This is a genomic window from Bacillus cereus group sp. MYBK95-2, from assembly GCF_051915225.1.
Classification (GTDB): Bacteria; Bacillota; Bacilli; order Bacillales; family Bacillaceae_G; genus Bacillus_A; species Bacillus_A cereus.
On the sequence record NZ_JBQAEH010000001.1, the window covers coordinates 91,470 to 109,550 of the forward strand.

An 18,081-nucleotide genomic window follows, 5' to 3' on the forward strand; every position below is an offset into this window, starting at 1 on the left:
GTTATTCCACCTCCGTCTCCATAATCATTTCATTTTCTAAAATATTTCCTTCTTCTTGCATACCAAACTGTACATTACGTTCAATCCATTTACGGCGCGGTTCTACTTTATCGCCCATTAACGTTGTAACGCGGCGCTCTGCCCTAGCTGCATCATCAATTTTCACGCGAATTAATGTACGCGTTTCAGGATTCATTGTTGTTTCCCATAATTGATCCGCATTCATTTCACCAAGTCCTTTATAACGTTGTAACATATAGCCTTTTCCAACTTTTTTAGTTACACCGTCTAATTCCTCATCTGACCAAGCGTATTCAATTACCTCACTCTTACCTTTTCCTTTACTTACTTTGTATAAAGGAGGAAGTGCGATAAATACTTTACCAGCTTCGATAAGTGGCTTCATATATCTGTAGAAGAACGTTAATAACAATACTTGAATATGAGCCCCATCCGTATCGGCATCGGTCATAATTACAACTTTATCGTAGTTAATATCTTCAACATCAAATTCATTTCCTACACCGCCGCCAATCGCATAAATGATTGTATTAATCTCTTCATTTTTAAAGATATCAGCAAGCTTTGCTTTTTCTGTATTAATTACTTTACCACGTAACGGTAATACGGCCTGGAAACGTCGGTCTCGTCCTTGTTTCGCAGAACCACCGGCAGAGTCACCCTCTACTAGGTACAGTTCATTTTTTTGCGGGTTACGTGATTGTGCAGGTGTTAATTTCCCGCTTAACGTACCTTCTGATTTTTTCTTTTTCTTACCACTACGCGCTTCTTCTCTTGCTTTACGGGCTGCTTCACGGGCTTGTGCTGCTTTAATTGCTTTTCTCACAAGAAGTGTAGCTACATCAGGGTTTTCTTCTAAAAAGTATGCTAAATGCTCAGATACAATGGCATCAATTGAAGAACGCGCTTCACTTGTACCTAGTTTCCCTTTCGTTTGCCCTTCAAACTGAAGCACTTCTTCTGGTACACGTACCGAAACGATAGCCGCTACACCTTCACGAATATCTGTGCCTTCTAAGTTTTTATCTTTTTCTTTTAATAGTGCTACTTTACGAGCATACTCGTTAAACACACGCGTCATCGCTGTTTTAAATCCAGCTTCGTGTGTTCCACCATCTTTTGTACGTACGTTATTTACAAACGATAAAATGTTTTCTGAGTAGCCATCGTTAAATTGAAATGCTAGTTCTGCTTCAATTCCATTTTGTTCACCAGTGAAATATACAACTGGATGAATGGAATCTTTTTCTTCGTTTAAATAGGAAACAAAAGCTTCAATTCCCGTTTCATAATGAAATACATCCTCTAAATCATTTCGTTCATCTTTTATCGAGATTTTCATTCCTTTTAATAAGAATGCAGATTCACGTAATCTCTCACATAATGTTTCATAATTATAATTTGTTGTGCTGAAAATCGTTGTATCTGGTTTGAAATGCATCGTAGTACCAGACTCTTTCGTCTTCCCGATTTTCTCAAGCGTCGTTACAGGAACACCGCCATTTTCAAAGCGTTGTTCGTAAATATTTCCGTCACGCTTAATCGTTACGACTAACCATTCTGATAAGGCGTTTACAACCGATGCCCCAACACCGTGTAAACCACCACTCGTTTTGTAACCACCTTGACCAAACTTACCACCGGCATGAAGTACAGTTAAAATAACTTCAGGTGTAGGTTTCCCAAGTTTATGCATTCCCGTAGGCATTCCTCGCCCTTTATCTATAACGCTAATACTATTATCTTTATGTATTACGACTGAAATTTCGTCGCCAAATCCCGCTAACGCTTCGTCAACGGAGTTATCTACTATTTCATATACTAAATGATGCAATCCACGGCTGTCCGTGCTCCCGATATACATACCCGGGCGTTTTCGAACGGCTTCAAGTCCTTCTAACACTTGAATCGCATCTTCATTATATTGGAACTGATGCTTCGCCAAACTCCTTGCCCCTTTCCTAATCCAAAATCAGAACATATGTTTCTATTATAGAATAACGCCTCGACTATCGTTTTGGCAAGTTATCTTATCTCTTTTATATACCATTTTCAATAGAAAAATCCTTGTTTTCTCACAAGGATTCCTCTAGGCTACTATTTCAGAAAAATAATCGTTTGTCAACGAGAAATGGATATGTATTCCAAGATTACACATTCCAAACCTTTATTATGATCCAAATGATCAAGATCCAAAATGGGATTACAAATAACAATCCCCAAAAACAGCCTTTAAAAAATCTCATGATGAACACCTCGTTCATCGGCCCTACTTATCTATAATGAGGGCTGAATCAATCTTTCTACCTTTAAATCTATACTATTTTGTCATCGCATGTTCTACTTTAATACAACGATCCATTATTACAGTATAGTCTTTTTCTTTTAAAAGTTTATATGTATCCTCATCTTGTACTCCTAATTGTGCCCAAAAAACATCTGCATCAATCTCTACAAATTCTTTTGCAACATCCATTAAAAACTCTGAGCGACGAAATACATTTACAATGTCAACGTGTTCCTTAATATCCTTTAGTGAAGAAACTGCCTTTTCTCCGAGCACCTCATCTACTGTTGGATTAACTGGAATAATGCGGTATCCAGCATCTTGCATTGCTTTTGAAACCATATACGATGTACGTTCTGGCTTATCTGATAATCCAACAACCGCAATTGTTTTGCTTTTCTTTAACACTTCACCAATTTCCGTACGAGTTGGGTTTTCAATTGTCATAATTAATCCCTCCTATTCCTTTAGTATAGCCGATAAAGAAAGTCTCTTTCAATATGAAAGAGACTTTCTTTTATTTCGATTATTGATTCTTTGTAGCTGAATTATCTGCTAAAGTAGCCGATTTCGTCATTTTTTGACCGTTACGGTAGAATGTAACTTCTACTTTCTCGCCTACTTTTTTCTTTTCATATAAATATTTACGGAATTGAAGAGCATTCTCTACTTTTTGATTATCTAATGCTACTACAATATCATATTGCTCTAAACCAGCTTTTTCAGCTGGTGATATTGGGTAAATTTTACCTAATACAACGCCGTTTGTTACTTCTTTCGGTACTTTCAATTGATTGACTGCATAAGCTTGCACATCTTCTAGTGAAACAACACCTACTCCAAGAGCTGGACGTTTTACTACTCCATCTTTTTCAAGAGATTCAATAACTGGTTTTGCGATGTTAATTGGAATAGCAAATCCAATTCCTTCAACTTCTTGTTGTGCAATTTTACTTGAATTAATCCCAATTATTTCACCATTTTGGTTAAATAATGCACCACCACTATTACCTGGATTAATCGCTGCATCCGTTTGAATAACTTGTGCTTGCCAATCTGGTCGTTTATCCCCATCAATATCAACCGGAATTTCGCGTTCTTTACTACTGATTATACCTTCCGTTACACTTCCATCAAATCCAAGTGGATTACCGATTGCAATGGCTTTTTCACCCGCACGAAGTTTACTTGAATCACCTAAAGTGGCAACTTTATTTACATTAGATCCATCAATTTCAACAACCGCTAAGTCTAACCAAGGGTCCTTACCAACTAATTTCGCATCAACTTGCTTTCCGTCGCTCAGCTTCACAGCAAGTTTATTTGCTCCATCTACTACGTGGTTGTTTGTTACAATATATGCTTTATTTCCTGCTTTTTTATAAATAACACCTGATCCTGAACCGGCTTGTTGTTCTTGACCTGTCGGTTGCATTGCAAATGGATCAACACTTTGTTGCATATTAATAACACCTACAACAACATCTTTCGCCCCTTCAATCATACCAGGTAAATCAGTTTCATTTTTCGCTTTATTTACAACAGGAACTACAGTACCTTCTACTTTTGAATCCGAACTAAATGATGATACTGGCGCTCCATTATTTTGAGCCCATGGCATATATGGTGCTGCAAAACTAATCGAAACCGCTCCGACTACAGCTCCCACTAAACCTGTGAAGAAATAGCCTTTTTTACTACCTGATTTTCTCACTTCTCTCGTTTCACTATGCTCTTCATTTAAATTTGGTCCGTCGTAATATCCCATGTTTTATTTCCCCTCTCTGGTGAATTCGTATTTTCAGTATAGTCACGTTTTGTGTCCTTCTTGTGAACTCATCGTGAAATCCAATTAAAAAAATACACTTATCTAACATTGTAGACAAAAAAAGTATTTTTTGTACATTTTACCTTCAAAAGAGAGTATAAAATTACCATTTCCCTAGGCTAAATTACACAAATCGTTCTAGATTATTCTTCAAATTTATAACCAACTCGAATAACAGTACCGATATGCTTCGCTTTATCTCCTAGCTTATTTCGAAGTTTTTTAATATGGGTATCAACCGTTCGGTCATCACCGTAATAGTCATATCCCCATAACTGGTCTAATAAATGTTGACGTGATAACACAATTCCTTTGTTCTCCATTAAATACACAAGAAGTTCAAATTCTTTATGTGTCAATATAATTTCTTCTCCATCTACTAAAACAGTTCTAGATAGACGATTCACTTCTATTCCAGCTAAAGACATAGCATTTTCTTCCGCTACTCCTACCGCACCATCCGCACGTTTCAATAACGTCTTTGCACGAGCTACTAATACTTTCGGGCTAAATGGTTTCGTTACATACTCGTCTGCACCTAATTCGAAACCTAGCAATGTATCATCCTCATCCGAACGCGCTGTCAACATAATAATTGGTACTGCTGATTCTTTTCTAATTCTTCTACAAACAGACCATCCATCTATTTCCGGTAACATAATATCTAACATAATTAAATCAATTTCATGCTCTGCAAATAACTCTAACGCTTTTTTTCCATCTTCTGCTTCGATTACTTCAAAGCCTTCATTACGAAAATAATCACTAACAATTTCACGTAATCTTCTTTCATCTTCAACAAGCAATACCGTTTTGTTCATATAATCTATCCCGCCTTTTTACTCTTTCAATCGAATAATACGTTGATTGGAGCTTCCGCGAAATGGAAGTGTTAAATCTTTTTCCTCAATTTCAAACCTTCCATCGACTAAAACATCCCCATAATGTAACAACTCTATCATATCATTATTTTGAGAACTCTGTATCTCTTCTAACGTATAACCTGTATACATCCATAGGTTTTTTTTCAAATCTTTCACGATTTTTGCTACCTTTTTCACTTCAGCAGCTTGAAAAAATGGATCTCCACCTGAAAATGTTACATCAGTTAATGGATTACTTGCAATCTCTTTCACAATTTCTTCTACTGTCATTTCCGTTCCGTTGCAAATATTCCACGATTTCGGATTGTGGCAACCAACGCAACGATGCGGACAGCCCGCAAAAAACACGACTGTCCGCAATCCTTCTCCATCTACTACACTATCATGAATAATATTCATCACTTTCATTTATGTTTCACCCGATCTATCTCTTCACTACGTTTCGCACTATTCCACTTTGACATATCTCCTACAAGATAGCCTGTTATACGGCGAATTCTTTCTATATTAGCCTCATCTTCATTCCCGCAACTTGGACATTCATTCCCAATAACCCCGTGATAACTACAGCACTTACAACGGTCAACAGGATGATTAATTGAACCGTATCCAACGCCATGTTCTGCCATGGCTTGTACAATTTGTTTTAATGCCTTTTTGTTATGCATTGCTGCTCCGTCTAGTTCAATATAAGTAATATGTCCCCCGTTACATAGAGCATGGAACGGACCTTCTAAACGAATTTTATTTATCGCTTGAATGTTATAATAAACTGGAATATGGAATGAATTCGTATAGTAATTATGGTTCGTTATACCGCTAATCACGCCAAATTCTTTTCTATCTTTTTTCACAAACTTCCCTGATAATCCTTCTGCTGGAGTTGCAATTACTGAGAAATTCAGTTGATGTTCTTCTGTCGCTTTATCCATTCTATCTCTCATAAAGGAAATAATTTCATACCCAAGTTTCCATGATTCTTCATCTTCCCCATGATGCTTTCCTGTTAAAGCTACTAAACATTCCGCAAGACCGATAAAACCAATACTTAACGTCCCTTGTTTTAAAATTGAGGCTACGGAGTCTTCAGGATGCAACGTTTCTCCACCACGCCATACACCTTGTGAATATAAAAACTGAAAATCTCTTGCTCGCTTCGTACATTGATACGCAAATCTTTCTAATAACTGCTTAATTCCTAAATCTAAATAATAGTTTAGCGCTTCAAAAAACGCTTCTTTTGAACCACTAATTAACGCTAATTTCACTAAATTAATAGACGTAAATGATAAATTCCCTCTACCAATCGCTGTTTCTTCTCCATGTATATTAGACATAACACGGGTACGACATCCCATGTAACATACTTCACTTTCTGGTCTTCCATCATAATGCACTGCATTAAACGGAGCATCTAAAAATGAAAAGTTAGGGAATAATCGCTCTGCGGTTGTCTCTAATGCTAATTCAAATAAATCGTAGTTCGGATCACTTTCTTCAAAATTCACACCTTTTTTCATCTTGAAAATTTGAATCGGAAAAATCGGTGTCTCTCCTTTACCAAGTCCAGCTTGTGTCGCTTTTAAAAGTTGTTTAATTAACATTCTTCCTTCTTTTGATGTATCTGTTCCATAATTAATAGAAATAAACGGTACTTGTCCTCCGCCCCTACTATGCATACTATTCGAATTATGAACGAAAGCCTCACACGCTTGATACGTATCATTTTCCGTTTCTTTCCATGAAAATTCTTCTATTTGTTCTTTCGTAAGCGGATATGATTGTAATCGTTTTTTATGTCTCTCAATTGTTTTTCGTACATAAGGTGCTAAATCAATATCAAAGAGTGCAAACGATTGACCACCATGCTGCATATTTTGATTCGCTTGAAAAATAATAGACGAAAGAGCCAATGCACTTTTAATGTCTTGCGGTTGTCTCATATGTCCATGTCCAGTATGAAAACCATTAGCAAGCATTTGCGCTAACGGAATTTGTGAACAAGTCGTCGTTCCTGTTGCATAAAAATCTAAATCATGTGGATATAATATATTTTCATTTATCGCTTTTTTCACTTGATCTGACAATAAATTCTCAACAGCATAATATTTTGCACTCTCAGATGCGAACGTTCCCATTACGCCCATTGGAGAGCGGCCGTCTACATTTGCATTTTCTTGCATCAAATCTTGTTCATTGCCGTGGACTATTGTCTCAAACACTTTCATTAATTCTTCTTCTCCACGTGTATTATTTTGTAACATTTATAACCCTCCACCAATATGTTGTTATCTTTTGATTAAAATGTTACTACATATAGTCTTACTGTTTCTGTGAGAAATGTAACATTACTGTGAAATTTTTTTCACGAAATAATGAATTTTTCATTTACAAAAAAGAAATGTGCTCTTTACAAATGTATGGTACAATATACGGGAAAAACTCTTTTTACCCTTTATCAACACATTTGAATAAAGGAGACTGAACTTATGGTTACTACATATCTTTTATTTATCGTTGCCTACTTACTTGGCTCGATTCCATTTGCACTAGTTGTTGGAAAAATCGGCTACGGAATCGATATTCGTGAGCACGGGAGCGGTAATCTAGGCGGAACAAACACATTCCGCACATTAGGGAAAAAAGCAGGTTTTACCGTTACAATTGCTGACATTTTAAAAGGGACATTAGCAACAAGTCTACCAATGATTTTCGGATTAGATATTCATCCACTATGGTTCGGGTTAGCGGCTGTTCTTGGACATGTCTATCCAATCTTCGCGAAATTCCGCGGTGGTAAAGCAGTTGCAACTTCTGCTGGGGTGCTATTATGCTATTCACCAGTTGTTTTTGCAATATTGGCTGTTGTATTTTTCACCCTTTTATTTACAACAAGATACGTATCACTTTCTTCTATGGTAACAGCAGTTGTTGCTGTTATTGCATCCATTGTTAGCGGGGATAAAATCTTCATTATTGCGATGTGTTTATTAGCAGGTATGGTTATTTATAAACACCGTGCAAATATCGGACGAATTATAAATAAAACTGAACCAAAAGCAAACTTTTCAAAAAAGCAAAAATAAGATCGTAACCCACATAACGCAAAAAGAAAACGTGAAGCATATTAATAGCGTCTTTTTGCGTTATTTTTTATACTAAAGAAAAAGCAACATAATTTGGAGGAACTATACATGAATCTTTCCGTAACAAAAGAAGCAGCACAATGGTATAAAAATGAATTAAACTTACAATCAAATGAAACACTACGCTTTTTCGTACAATACGGTGGTTGCAGTACTGTGCAAAAAGGACTTTCTTTAGGTATTCGTAAAGATGATCCTGCACATCCTGCTGTTCAAATTCAAGAAGAAGGTATTAACTTCTTTATTGAAGGCGATGATGAATGGTTCTTCGATGGACATAATTTATCTGTTACACTTAACGAAGGTGACGACTTCCCACAATTTAATTATGAAAAATAAAAAACGTGGCTTCTGCCACGCTTTTTTATTTTTTCTTAATTTCCTCATATTTCGCATACCACTCAGGATATAACTTTTTAAATGATACAGGGCGGAACCCTTCTTTTTTCGCACAAATATTCGTTGTACTTGCAGTAATACAAAGTTCACCATCACCATTATATATTTCATATCCATATACAACGCGAAGTGGGCTCACAGTATCTACCCATGTTTTTACGATTGCTTTTTCTCCGTAACGCATCGCTTTACGGTATGAAATTTGTAAATCTAACACAGGAGAAATAATTCCTTCTTTCTCCATTTCAACATATGAAAAACCTAAATCTTGTATAAGTTTCGTGCGACCTAACTCAAGCCACACTAAGTAGTTTGAATGGTAAACAACACCCATTTGATCTGTTTCCGCATAACGGATTTCAACTTCATGTTCTGCTACAAACATATGTATATTCGCCTTCTTTCACTTCTGCTACCTTGCATACATTTAATCATAATACAGTAACATCAAAAATAAAATAAAAACAGTGAATCTTTTACTGAAAGGAGCCAGCATATGATTCAAATTGTAACTGTTCGTAGTGGTGATAGCGTATATAGCTTGGCATCAAAATATGGATCAACACCTGACGAAATAGTAAAAGACAATGGATTAAATCCAGCTGAAACGCTCGTGGTTGGTCAGGCACTTATCGTTAATACGAAAGGGAATAATTATTATGTACAGCCTGGTGACAGCCTATATCGAATTTCTCAAACATATAATGTCCCCCTCGCTAGTTTAGCTAAAGTTAATAATTTATCTTTAAAATCTATTCTCCATGTCGGACAACAATTATACGTACCAAAAGGTACAAAACGAGCTGTAGAATCCATCGCTTATTTACAACCTTCCACTATACCGATTAAAGAGAGTTTAGTTAATGCTACACGTGCCATCAATCCATTTTTAACATACTTAGCTTATTTTAGTTTTGAGGCAAAAAGAGATGGCACATTAAAAGAACCTACTGAAACAGCTAAAATCGCTAATATTGCAACGCAGGGTAAAACAATCCCTATGCTCGTTATTACAAATATTGAAAATGGTAATTTCAGTGCCGATCTAACATCGGTTATTTTACGCGACGCAACGATTCAAAACAAATTTATTACAAACATTTTGCAAACAGCTGAGAAATATGGCATGCGAGACATTCATTTCGATTTCGAGAGTGTAGCACCTGAAGACCGCGAAGCGTATAATCGTTTTTTACGAAATGTAAAAACACGCTTACCTAGCGGGTACACATTGAGCACAACTCTCGTACCGAAAACAAGTTCAAATCAAAAGGGAAAATTTTTCGAAGCTCACGATTATAAAGCGCAAGGGCAAATTGTTGATTTCGTCGTCATTATGACATATGACTGGGGATGGCAGGGCGGGCCACCGATGGCAGTTTCTCCTATCGGTCCGGTGAAAGAAGTACTTCAATATGCAAAATCTCAAATGCCTCCCCAAAAAATTATGATGGGGCAAAATTTATACGGGTTTGATTGGAAGCTTCCATTTAAACAAGGAAATCCACCCGCAAAAGCAATTAGCTCTGTCGCAGCTGTTGCACTAGCTCGTAAATATAATGTCCCTATTCGTTATGATTTCACAGCCCAAGCTCCTCATTTTAATTATTTTGATGAAAACGGCGTGCAACACGAAGTTTGGTTTGAAGATTCACGGTCTGTTCAAAGTAAATTCAATTTAATGAAAGAACAAGGTATAGGTGGTATTAGTTACTGGAAAATCGGTTTACCATTCCCACAAAATTGGCGTTTACTCGTTGAAAATTTTACGATTACGAAAAAGGGCTGACAAAAGTCAGCCCTTTTTGTACATTTTGTTAAGATTCATCTTTGATTTCACTTTTTAATGAGTCAATACTTTCTAAACGTCTTTGATTTTTTGCTTCAATAGCAGCACGATCTTTTTCATTAGAAAGTTCCGCTGTTTCTTTTGCTTCATTAAAGTTATCAACTGTATTTTGCACCATTTCTTGTAACTTTTCAGCGTTGTCACTTCGATTATCTGGATTTGGCATGTACTTCCCTCCTAATATTGTATATACACACCATCTTAAATTACCTATCTTTCCTCAAATTTATACATAAAAAAGGAGAATGTAATATTCTCCTTTTCTTTAACCATTATCAACAATCGGTTGTTTACCTGTTTGATCTTGCATTTGCTTTCCTTTATTTCCACCAGCTTTTTTCGATTGTGTTCCAATATGATTTGGTGCAAAGTCTTTTGAATTTTTTTTCGGATTACCCATTACTATCGCCTCCTTAACACTAGTATCGTACTAGTGTTAAGAATTATTCAGCTTGCTTAAAAAGTTTCATTTCATAACGTTTTTCAATGCGCTCTTCAATGCGATCAATTGCATCACGATCGCTTAATAATTGTTGTTTATTTTCATTTACAAGTTCTTCAAACGATTTACGGCGACTTCTTCTCATGTTGTTCACCCTCTCTCCTTCGCTTTCTTATTACATAGTATGAGCAAACAAAAAACTCTTTAATCAGATTTGCAAGAAAATTTTATGTTTTAGTACTCCTAAAAAAACTCCGTGTACAATATATTGCACACGGAGTTTTTTATACCATAATATTTAAATACTCTTTCAACTTTTCATCTGCATTCATTTCATTTTCTTTATAATCATGAAGCGCCTGTAATACAAAATCATACTGCTCTAAAATATAACTTTCTAATTTCATAACATCCTCTAAGCTATTAAGCATAATTCTCGTATTACCAACTTCACTTTTTAACGCCGGTTCACATTTTAAACTTGTACATATTTCTTTCACATCTTCTTCTAATATCTCTGTTAATACATATTTCTTTCGTCCTTTTACCTTTAATCTCATAACTGGATAAAAAGCTTTTATATCTAAATAACTTCCTACGTTCATACAACGTAGCCATTCTACATTACGTTTATTACATGCAAGTATTTCTTTCACCGCTTCATATACCGCAGTTTCATCAAGCATAGCCTTATTTACTTTTCGTTTCCCTTCTTCTTCAATAGCTGCACACTTTTGATAAACAGCAGCACACGTAATGCAATCGTCAAATGCATTATGAGAGCTTAAACGAATTCCAAGCATTCGTTTTAACGTTTCAAGTTTATGATTAGGCGCATGCTTCATGTATTTCTTCGCTAAAAATACAGTATCAATTACTTTATTTTTAGGTTCAGGCAACCCAAGCATATTTACATTACTTTTCAAAAAGCGCATATCAAAAGAAGCATTATGAGCCACAATAACATTTGTATGTAAAAATGCTAAAAATAAAGGTAACACTTCTTCAATCGTCGGTGCATCTGAAACGCGATAATTGGTAATACCTGTTAAACTCGTTATTCGGTCCGGAATTGGCCGCTCTGGATTCACGTATGAAACAAATTGATCTACGAGTTCATGATTACGATATTTCACCGCTGCAACTTGAATAATTTTATCATTATAAGGGTTAAATCCTGTTGTTTCAAAATCAATTACAACATAATCTAACGGTAAGGATACATTCCCCACTCCATACACTCCTTTATCTCTAAACGATTATATTTCTTACATCATATCATGAAGTTATTACTACTTGAAAAAGAAAAGGCAGAAATGGGAACTCTCCACCTCTACCTTTTCACCATTATTTTAATTTAGCAACCCTTTTCTCCATCTCTTTTTGCGTCATCGGCCCAATAAACTTATCTTGAATGACACCTTTTGTATCTATAAAATACGAAGTTGGAATCGTAATTACTTTATACGCTGTTGTCACATCAATGTTCTTGTCCAATAAAATAGGAAAAGTAATTCCTTTTTCTTTAGCAAAATTGCTTACCTTTTCTGCCCCCCCACCTTTTTCTGAAGGCGTATAGTTGATTGCTAAAATTTCTACGTTTTCTTTATGTTCTTTATAGAAAGCCTCCATATCCGGCATTTCTTGTTGGCAAGGTCCACACCACGTTGCCCAAAAGTTTAAAATCACTTTCTTTCCTTTTAAATCTGATAGCTTTACATTCGTTCCATCTAACTTCGTTAATTCGAAGTCTGGCGCACTCTTCCCTATTTCAATACCATTCCTTGCGATAATCTCTTTCATCGCAGCTTCACTTTTTTCTTGCTTCACTTTTACCGCCTGCTCTTTATTACCAAACTGTTCATAAGCTGCATATCCCGCTAAACAAAGTAACACTACAATAATCGTAAGCTTCCGCCACATTTTATATCACCCTAACGTATTATCTTCTTTTAACACATTCATCAAAATACTATATACCTTATTTTAGCTTATACGGACAAGCTTGGAAATATTCAGAGTCGAAATAATCAGAATTTTCATAACCGAGATGAAATATTTACCTTTTTATCATATAATTAGAAATATATGTAATGTTTCACAATGAAAGGAGCTCCTATGAATTTATTTGAAAAAGTACTTCTATATATTCTTAGTTTTATATTTTCCCCAATCGGTATTATCACATGGATCATCTCACTATTCAGTAAAGACCCTGAGAAAAAACAAGTTGGTCGTATTTGTCTCTATATCGCTTTAATTTCATTTATCCTGTTAGCAGGCCTCGGTGTTCTTACTTTCTTCACGACGACCACCATCACTACTACAGAATAATTATAGAAAGGATGACTGTTTTGGGAGAACATCCAATTTACAAAGAACTTCGATATATACGAATATATTTAGTTGTTTTAGTGATTGTTCTTTTATTTTTTAACGGCAAACAAGTCGTTGAAATTTCTACAAATCACGATTCTATAGAAAATGTTTCGACCAGTAATATGACACAGGTTGCTGAAAATACATTTGCCATTCAAGAATATAATCCATCTCTAAGTAGCGAACATACGGTCAAAATTTTCAAATATAATCCAGATACAAACCAACTGACTCTAATGAAAGAGTTTAGTACTAACGATACTGAATCTTATACGTATCAACTTAATAAGAATGAATAAAGATAAGAGCATTATGTCGCTCTTATCTTTTTATTAACATCTTTTTGAAAAATGATTTATATGTTAATAACTCTCTAGGATCCCTACATTCCACAACAATTCCATTATTCATGACAACAACCCAATCCGCTATCATCGCCCTCTCGACATCATGTGTCGCCACAATTCTCGTTACATCGCTTCCTAGTCCTTCTATCATATTCCAAACAAATTCTTGATTGCTTGGATCTAATCCCGCAGTCGGTTCATCTAAAATAATAAAATTCGGATTTGAACCAATTGCTCGCAATAATACAAGACGTTTTCTTTCCCCTCCCGAAAACTCTTCACCGCTTTTATGTAGTACAGTTTGAATCCCTTCAGGCAATTCACTAATAATCGGCGTTACATTTACAAGTTCAGCACTTTTTTCTAACTCGTTTTCTAAGCCCACTTCCCCGAAATACATATTCTCTTTTACTGTCGTCCGAAAGAATTGAGGTTCTTGCCACACTGTAGTCAATCGAGCCTCATTACCATAATAAACAATGCTACCGTTAGATGGTGTATACAAGCCTGTCATTAATTTTAAAAACGTTGTTTTTCCTGCACCACTTTCTCCTACAATCATAATGAGTTCACCAGGATTAATTTGCAAATCAATATTATTAATTCTACATTTCTCTTCTTCACTCTCCTGAAATGAAACATTTGTTATTATCATCCCCATCGCTCTTTCTACATTACTATCTGCCACTCTTTTATCTAAAAAGGAAAAAACTCTATTTGCCGAAGCGACTGCAACTTGTGTCATCATTAATAAATCGCCCACATAACGGACTGGAAAAAAGAGCATTTCAATTGTAGCTAACACTGCAACAAGTGAACCAACTTCCATTTCCCCTTTCATTATTTTTTTTGCACCTACAATGAGAACAACGATATATGCTCCTGTTTCAATCACTGTTCCAACTACTCCAATGCAATGTTGCATCATCGTCTTCTTTACTTCTGTTTTATACGATTGTGCCGTTACTCCTTTAAATAAGCGAATGGCCCATTTTTCTTTTTGCAAACTACGTAAATCTTGTACTCCTTTTACAAACTGTGACACCATCTCTACGACACTTGACTGATTTTTTTGAGCAATGCTTGCGATATTTCTTACCTTTTCCCCAAACAACATCGGAACCGTTGCACTTAAAAATAAAAACGGAGTTATCCACAATATGAACTGTATATCTATATGTTGTAGTGCTATGAACGCACCTATAAATTGCGCAATGGCATGTATATATTCTATTAATATAGAACTATATAACCTAATCCAATTCGGAATATCAGATACAACTAGCGTCTCTAACTCTCCTTGTTTAATTTTCTCACTCTCTTCAAACGGTAATAGGAAAAAATGGCGCAATACATCTATACGCTTCTCTCGTAATATTCGCTGACTCGCTTTTGAGCTTATATAATCAAATGAGAGGTTGTTCACCCACATCAACAAGCGGCAAACTGTAAACAAAGTAATGTAAAAATATGCTCCCTTCAACTCCCGTTGAATCAAATTATCTACAATTAGTCCCATGAATAGTGGCCGAGATAAATTTAAAATCGCTGCAAAAAGCCCACTACATACAGCTGCTATTACTAATATTTTTTCTTTCTGTAACGGTAACAAAATTCTTTTATATTCTTTCATGACGTTTCCTCCATTTTTTCACAGTAAAAAGAAAGGGATGAAACCAAATGGTTTCATCCCTTTCCATAAAATAAGGAAGCTAACAGTTGTTAGCTTCCTTCTCGTTCATTTCAATTATTTAGTTTGACACTTTTGACTCTTCAATTTTCTCACGAAGAACCATTTGCAGAATACCACCGTGACGGTAGTAATCAATTTCAACTTCACTATCGAAACGAGCTACTACTTCAAATTGTTTTTCGTTGCCATCTAAATCAGTTGCAACTACTTTTACAAGATCGCGCGGTCTAACTGTTTTGTCGATTTGAATTTCAAATGACTCGTTACCAACAAGACCTAACGTTTCAGCACTTTCGCCATCTTTAAATTGAAGTGGTAGTACACCCATTAACACTAAGTTACTGCGGTGAATACGTTCGAAGCTTTCTGCGATTACTGCTTTAATACCTAATAAGTTAGTACCTTTCGCAGCCCAGTCACGAGAACTTCCCATACCGTAATCTTTACCAGCAACAACTAGAAGACCTGTTCCATCTTCCTTATATTTCATAGCAGCATCATAGATAGATGTTACTTCACCAGTTGGCCAATATGTTGTATATCCGCCTTCTGTTCCTGGTGCGATTTGGTTTTTAATACGGATGTTCGCGAATGTACCACGCATCATAACTTCATGGTTACCACGACGAGAACCGTAAGAGTTAAAGTCAACTGGTTGTACGCCGTTTTCTAATAAGTAGCGTCCAGCTGGTGTATGCTTACCGATTGAACCTGCTGGTGAAATGTGGTCTGTCGTTACAGAGTCACCAAATTTACCAACTACGCGTAGGCCTGATAATGTTTCAACTTCACCTGGCTCTTTAGATAAACCTTCAAAGAATGGTGGGTTTTGAATATATGTTGAATCATTATCCCAAGTATATAAAGCTTCGTTTGAAGTTTGGATTTCATTCCAGCGCTCATTGCTGTTAAATACTTGTGCATATTCTTTCTTGAACAGTTCAGATGTAACAACGCTTTGAACTACATCTTCAATTTCTTTAGCTGATGGCCAAATATCGTTGAAGTAAACAGCATTGCCATTTGCATCTTTACCGATTTCATCATTTTTCAGGTCAATATCAACAGTACCTGCAAGTGCATATGCCACAACAAGTGGTGGTGATGCTAAGTAGTTTGCTTTTACAAGTGGATGAATACGACCTTCAAAGTTACGGTTACCAGATAAAACAGATGTTACTAGTAAGTCGTTTGCTGCGATTGCTTCTTCTAATTCTGGCGCTAATGGACCAGAGTTACCGATACAAGTCGTACAGCCGTAACCAACTGTTTGGAAACCTAATTGATCTAAATATGTTGTTAAACCAGACTTATCTAAGTACTCTGTAACAACTTTAGATCCTGGTGCTAATGATGTTTTTACATACTCAGGTACTACAAGTCCTTTTTCAATTGCTTTCTTCGCAACTAGACCTGCTCCAATTAATACGTATGGGTTTGATGTATTTGTACAGCTTGTAATTGCTGCGATTGCAATTGCACCTGTTTTCATCGTTACTTCTTTATCTTCTAATGTAACCTTCACTTCTTTATCGAACTCTTGCTCATTAAATCCAAGTCCTTGTGTTCCAACTGGTGCTACAACAGCTTTGTGGAACGCATCTTTCATATCTGAAAGTGGAATTAAATCTTGTGGGCGTTTCGGTCCAGAAAGGTTAGATTCAATTGTATTTAAATCAATTTCAACAAGATCAGTATAGATTGGATCTTTACTGTCTGCTGTATAGAATAAACCGTTCGCTTTACAGTATTCTTCAACAACGCGAATTTGTTCTTCATCTCTACCTGTTAAACGTAAGTATTCTAATGAAATATCATCGATTGGGAAGAATCCACAAGTTGCGCCGTATTCTGGTGCCATATTTGAAATTGTTGCACGGTCAGCTAAAGGCATGCTCTTTAGTCCATTACCGAAGAACTCAACGAATTTACCAACTACACCTTTTTGACGTAATACTTGTGTTACTTTTAATGCAACGTCAGTTGCTGTAGTACCACTTGGAAGTGTACCAGTTAATTTTACACCGATTACTTCAGGTACTGGGAAGTATGAAGGCTGTCCAAGCATTCCTGCTTCTGCTTCAATACCACCAACGCCCCAACCAAGAACGCCGATACCGTTAATCATTGTTGTATGTGAGTCTGTTCCAACTAATGAATCTGGGTATGCAACTAAGTCACCTTCAGCATTTTTCACCGCGTGAACAACTGGTGCTAAATATTCAAGGTTTACTTGGTGTACAATACCTGTAGCTGGTGGAACTGCGCGGTAGTTATCAAATGATTTCTGTGCCCAGCTTAAAAATTTATAACGTTCTTCATTACGTTTAAACTCTAAGTCCATGTTGAATGCAAGCGCGTCTGCCGTACCCGCTCTATCAACCTGTACAGAGTGATCGATTACAAGGTCTACAGTAATTTCCGGATTAATTTTATCAGGATCCCCACCCATGTCTGCCATTGCTTTACGAAGCGAAGCCAAATCAACAACAGCTGGAACACCAGTGAAATCTTGTAAAATTACACGAGATGGTTTAAATGGAACATCGATATCTTGCACATCTTTCGTTCCCCATTTCGCTAAATTTGTAACATGCTCTTCTGTGATTACACGTCCGTCTACTTGACGAAGTACTGATTCAAGTAAAACTTTCACGGAATATGGTAATTGAGATACGTTGCCAACCCCTGCGTTTTCAAGCGCTTTCAAATCATAATAATGATACGTTTTTCCATCTACTTCAAAAGTTGCGCGTGATTGAAATGGATTATGTTTGACCATTATGTTTCCCCCCTGTTAAACGTG

At 36.2% G+C, this 18,081-nt stretch carries 18 protein-coding genes and 1 pseudogene; 5 read left to right on the top strand and 14 right to left on the bottom strand.

Annotated elements, in window-relative coordinates; genetic code table 11:
* Position 1: 1 nt before the first annotated feature.
* The 6 genes from parE to ACTFN4_RS00410 all read right to left on the bottom strand — a co-directional run bounded on the left by parE (position 2) and on the right by ACTFN4_RS00410 (position 7,284).
* Positions 2 to 1,966 carry a DNA topoisomerase IV subunit B gene (parE, locus tag ACTFN4_RS00385; RefSeq protein WP_001062202.1) on the bottom strand — a complete coding sequence of 655 codons (1,965 nt, stop codon included), beginning with the start codon at positions 1,964 to 1,966 and terminating at the stop codon, positions 2 to 4.
* Positions 1,967 to 2,341: 375 nt separating this feature from the next.
* A complete protein-coding gene (locus ACTFN4_RS00390; RefSeq protein ID WP_000151390.1) occupies positions 2,342 to 2,755 on the bottom strand; it encodes a CoA-binding protein in 414 nt (137 codons plus the stop codon).
* A gap of 79 nt (positions 2,756 to 2,834) precedes the next feature.
* Positions 2,835 to 4,076: a S1C family serine protease gene (locus ACTFN4_RS00395; RefSeq protein WP_000542646.1), complete on the bottom strand. Its 1,242-nt coding sequence runs from the start codon at positions 4,074 to 4,076 to the stop codon at positions 2,835 to 2,837.
* 203 nt (positions 4,077 to 4,279) lie between these two features.
* Positions 4,280 to 4,957 carry a response regulator transcription factor gene (locus ACTFN4_RS00400; protein ID WP_001044679.1) on the bottom strand — a complete coding sequence of 226 codons (678 nt, stop codon included), beginning with the start codon at positions 4,955 to 4,957 and terminating at the stop codon, positions 4,280 to 4,282.
* 18 nt (positions 4,958 to 4,975) lie between these two features.
* Positions 4,976 to 5,428, bottom strand: a complete 453-nt coding sequence (nrdG, locus tag ACTFN4_RS00405; protein ID WP_000867076.1) for an anaerobic ribonucleoside-triphosphate reductase activating protein — start codon at positions 5,426 to 5,428, stop codon at positions 4,976 to 4,978.
* On the bottom strand, positions 5,425 to 7,284 hold the full coding sequence (locus ACTFN4_RS00410; RefSeq protein ID WP_000940076.1) for an anaerobic ribonucleoside triphosphate reductase: 1,860 nt from the start codon (positions 7,282 to 7,284) through the stop codon (positions 5,425 to 5,427). The genes nrdG and ACTFN4_RS00410 overlap by 4 nt, the downstream gene beginning before the upstream one ends.
* Positions 7,285 to 7,509: 225 nt before the next feature.
* On the opposite strand from ACTFN4_RS00410, the gene plsY reads away from it, so the two are divergent.
* Both plsY and ACTFN4_RS00420 read left to right on the top strand, forming a co-directional pair.
* Complete coding sequence (gene plsY, locus ACTFN4_RS00415; RefSeq protein WP_000258974.1) at positions 7,510 to 8,106, top strand: glycerol-3-phosphate 1-O-acyltransferase PlsY; 597 nt, start codon at positions 7,510 to 7,512, stop codon at positions 8,104 to 8,106.
* A gap of 108 nt (positions 8,107 to 8,214) precedes the next feature.
* Positions 8,215 to 8,505, top strand: coding sequence for a HesB/YadR/YfhF family protein (locus tag ACTFN4_RS00420; RefSeq protein ID WP_001054453.1), 291 nt, complete (start codon positions 8,215 to 8,217; stop codon positions 8,503 to 8,505).
* Between the two features lie 25 nt (positions 8,506 to 8,530).
* Here the strand turns inward: ACTFN4_RS00420 and ACTFN4_RS00425 are convergent, their stop codons facing one another.
* Positions 8,531 to 8,950 carry an acyl-CoA thioesterase gene (locus tag ACTFN4_RS00425; RefSeq protein ID WP_000495812.1) on the bottom strand — a complete coding sequence of 140 codons (420 nt, stop codon included), beginning with the start codon at positions 8,948 to 8,950 and terminating at the stop codon, positions 8,531 to 8,533.
* 111 nt (positions 8,951 to 9,061) lie between these two features.
* Here ACTFN4_RS00425 and ACTFN4_RS00430 point away from each other — a divergent pair, with 111 nt between their 5' ends.
* The gene (locus ACTFN4_RS00430; RefSeq protein ID WP_439962019.1) at positions 9,062 to 10,354 is read left to right on the top strand and encodes a glycosyl hydrolase family 18 protein; all 1,293 of its coding nucleotides are present in this window, start codon (positions 9,062 to 9,064) and stop codon (positions 10,352 to 10,354) included.
* Between the two features lie 28 nt (positions 10,355 to 10,382).
* On the opposite strand, the gene tlp is transcribed toward ACTFN4_RS00430, so the two are convergent.
* The 5 genes from tlp to ACTFN4_RS00455 form a co-directional block, all read right to left on the bottom strand.
* On the bottom strand, positions 10,383 to 10,580 hold the full coding sequence (tlp, locus tag ACTFN4_RS00435) for a small acid-soluble spore protein Tlp (protein ID WP_001133511.1): 198 nt from the start codon (positions 10,578 to 10,580) through the stop codon (positions 10,383 to 10,385).
* Positions 10,581 to 10,679: 99 nt separating this feature from the next.
* Positions 10,680 to 10,814 carry an acid-soluble spore protein SspN gene (gene sspN, locus ACTFN4_RS00440; protein WP_000527987.1) on the bottom strand — a complete coding sequence of 45 codons (135 nt, stop codon included), beginning with the start codon at positions 10,812 to 10,814 and terminating at the stop codon, positions 10,680 to 10,682.
* Between the two features lie 43 nt (positions 10,815 to 10,857).
* Entirely contained in the window at positions 10,858 to 11,001 is a 144-nt protein-coding gene (locus tag ACTFN4_RS00445) for an FbpB family small basic protein (RefSeq protein WP_001254699.1), read from the bottom strand.
* Between the two features lie 139 nt (positions 11,002 to 11,140).
* On the bottom strand, positions 11,141 to 12,088 hold the full coding sequence (locus ACTFN4_RS00450; protein WP_000528755.1) for a 3'-5' exonuclease: 948 nt from the start codon (positions 12,086 to 12,088) through the stop codon (positions 11,141 to 11,143).
* 115 nt (positions 12,089 to 12,203) lie between these two features.
* Positions 12,204 to 12,779 carry a redoxin domain-containing protein gene (locus ACTFN4_RS00455; protein ID WP_000269082.1) on the bottom strand — a complete coding sequence of 192 codons (576 nt, stop codon included), beginning with the start codon at positions 12,777 to 12,779 and terminating at the stop codon, positions 12,204 to 12,206.
* Between the two features lie 195 nt (positions 12,780 to 12,974).
* Here ACTFN4_RS00455 and ACTFN4_RS00460 point away from each other — a divergent pair, with 195 nt between their 5' ends.
* Positions 12,975 to 13,190, top strand: coding sequence for a hypothetical protein (locus tag ACTFN4_RS00460; RefSeq protein WP_016125104.1), 216 nt, complete (start codon positions 12,975 to 12,977; stop codon positions 13,188 to 13,190).
* 11 nt (positions 13,191 to 13,201) lie between these two features.
* A complete protein-coding gene (locus ACTFN4_RS00465; RefSeq protein ID WP_439962020.1) occupies positions 13,202 to 13,534 on the top strand; it encodes a YmzC family protein in 333 nt (110 codons plus the stop codon).
* A gap of 22 nt (positions 13,535 to 13,556) precedes the next feature.
* On the opposite strand, the pseudogene ACTFN4_RS00470 reads toward ACTFN4_RS00465, so the two are convergent.
* Both ACTFN4_RS00470 and acnA read right to left on the bottom strand, forming a co-directional pair.
* Positions 13,557 to 15,282, bottom strand: a pseudogene (locus ACTFN4_RS00470) (ABC transporter ATP-binding protein).
* A gap of 51 nt (positions 15,283 to 15,333) precedes the next feature.
* Positions 15,334 to 18,057 carry an aconitate hydratase AcnA gene (acnA, locus tag ACTFN4_RS00475; RefSeq protein ID WP_000238566.1) on the bottom strand — a complete coding sequence of 908 codons (2,724 nt, stop codon included), beginning with the start codon at positions 18,055 to 18,057 and terminating at the stop codon, positions 15,334 to 15,336.
* Positions 18,058 to 18,081 lie beyond the last annotated feature (24 nt).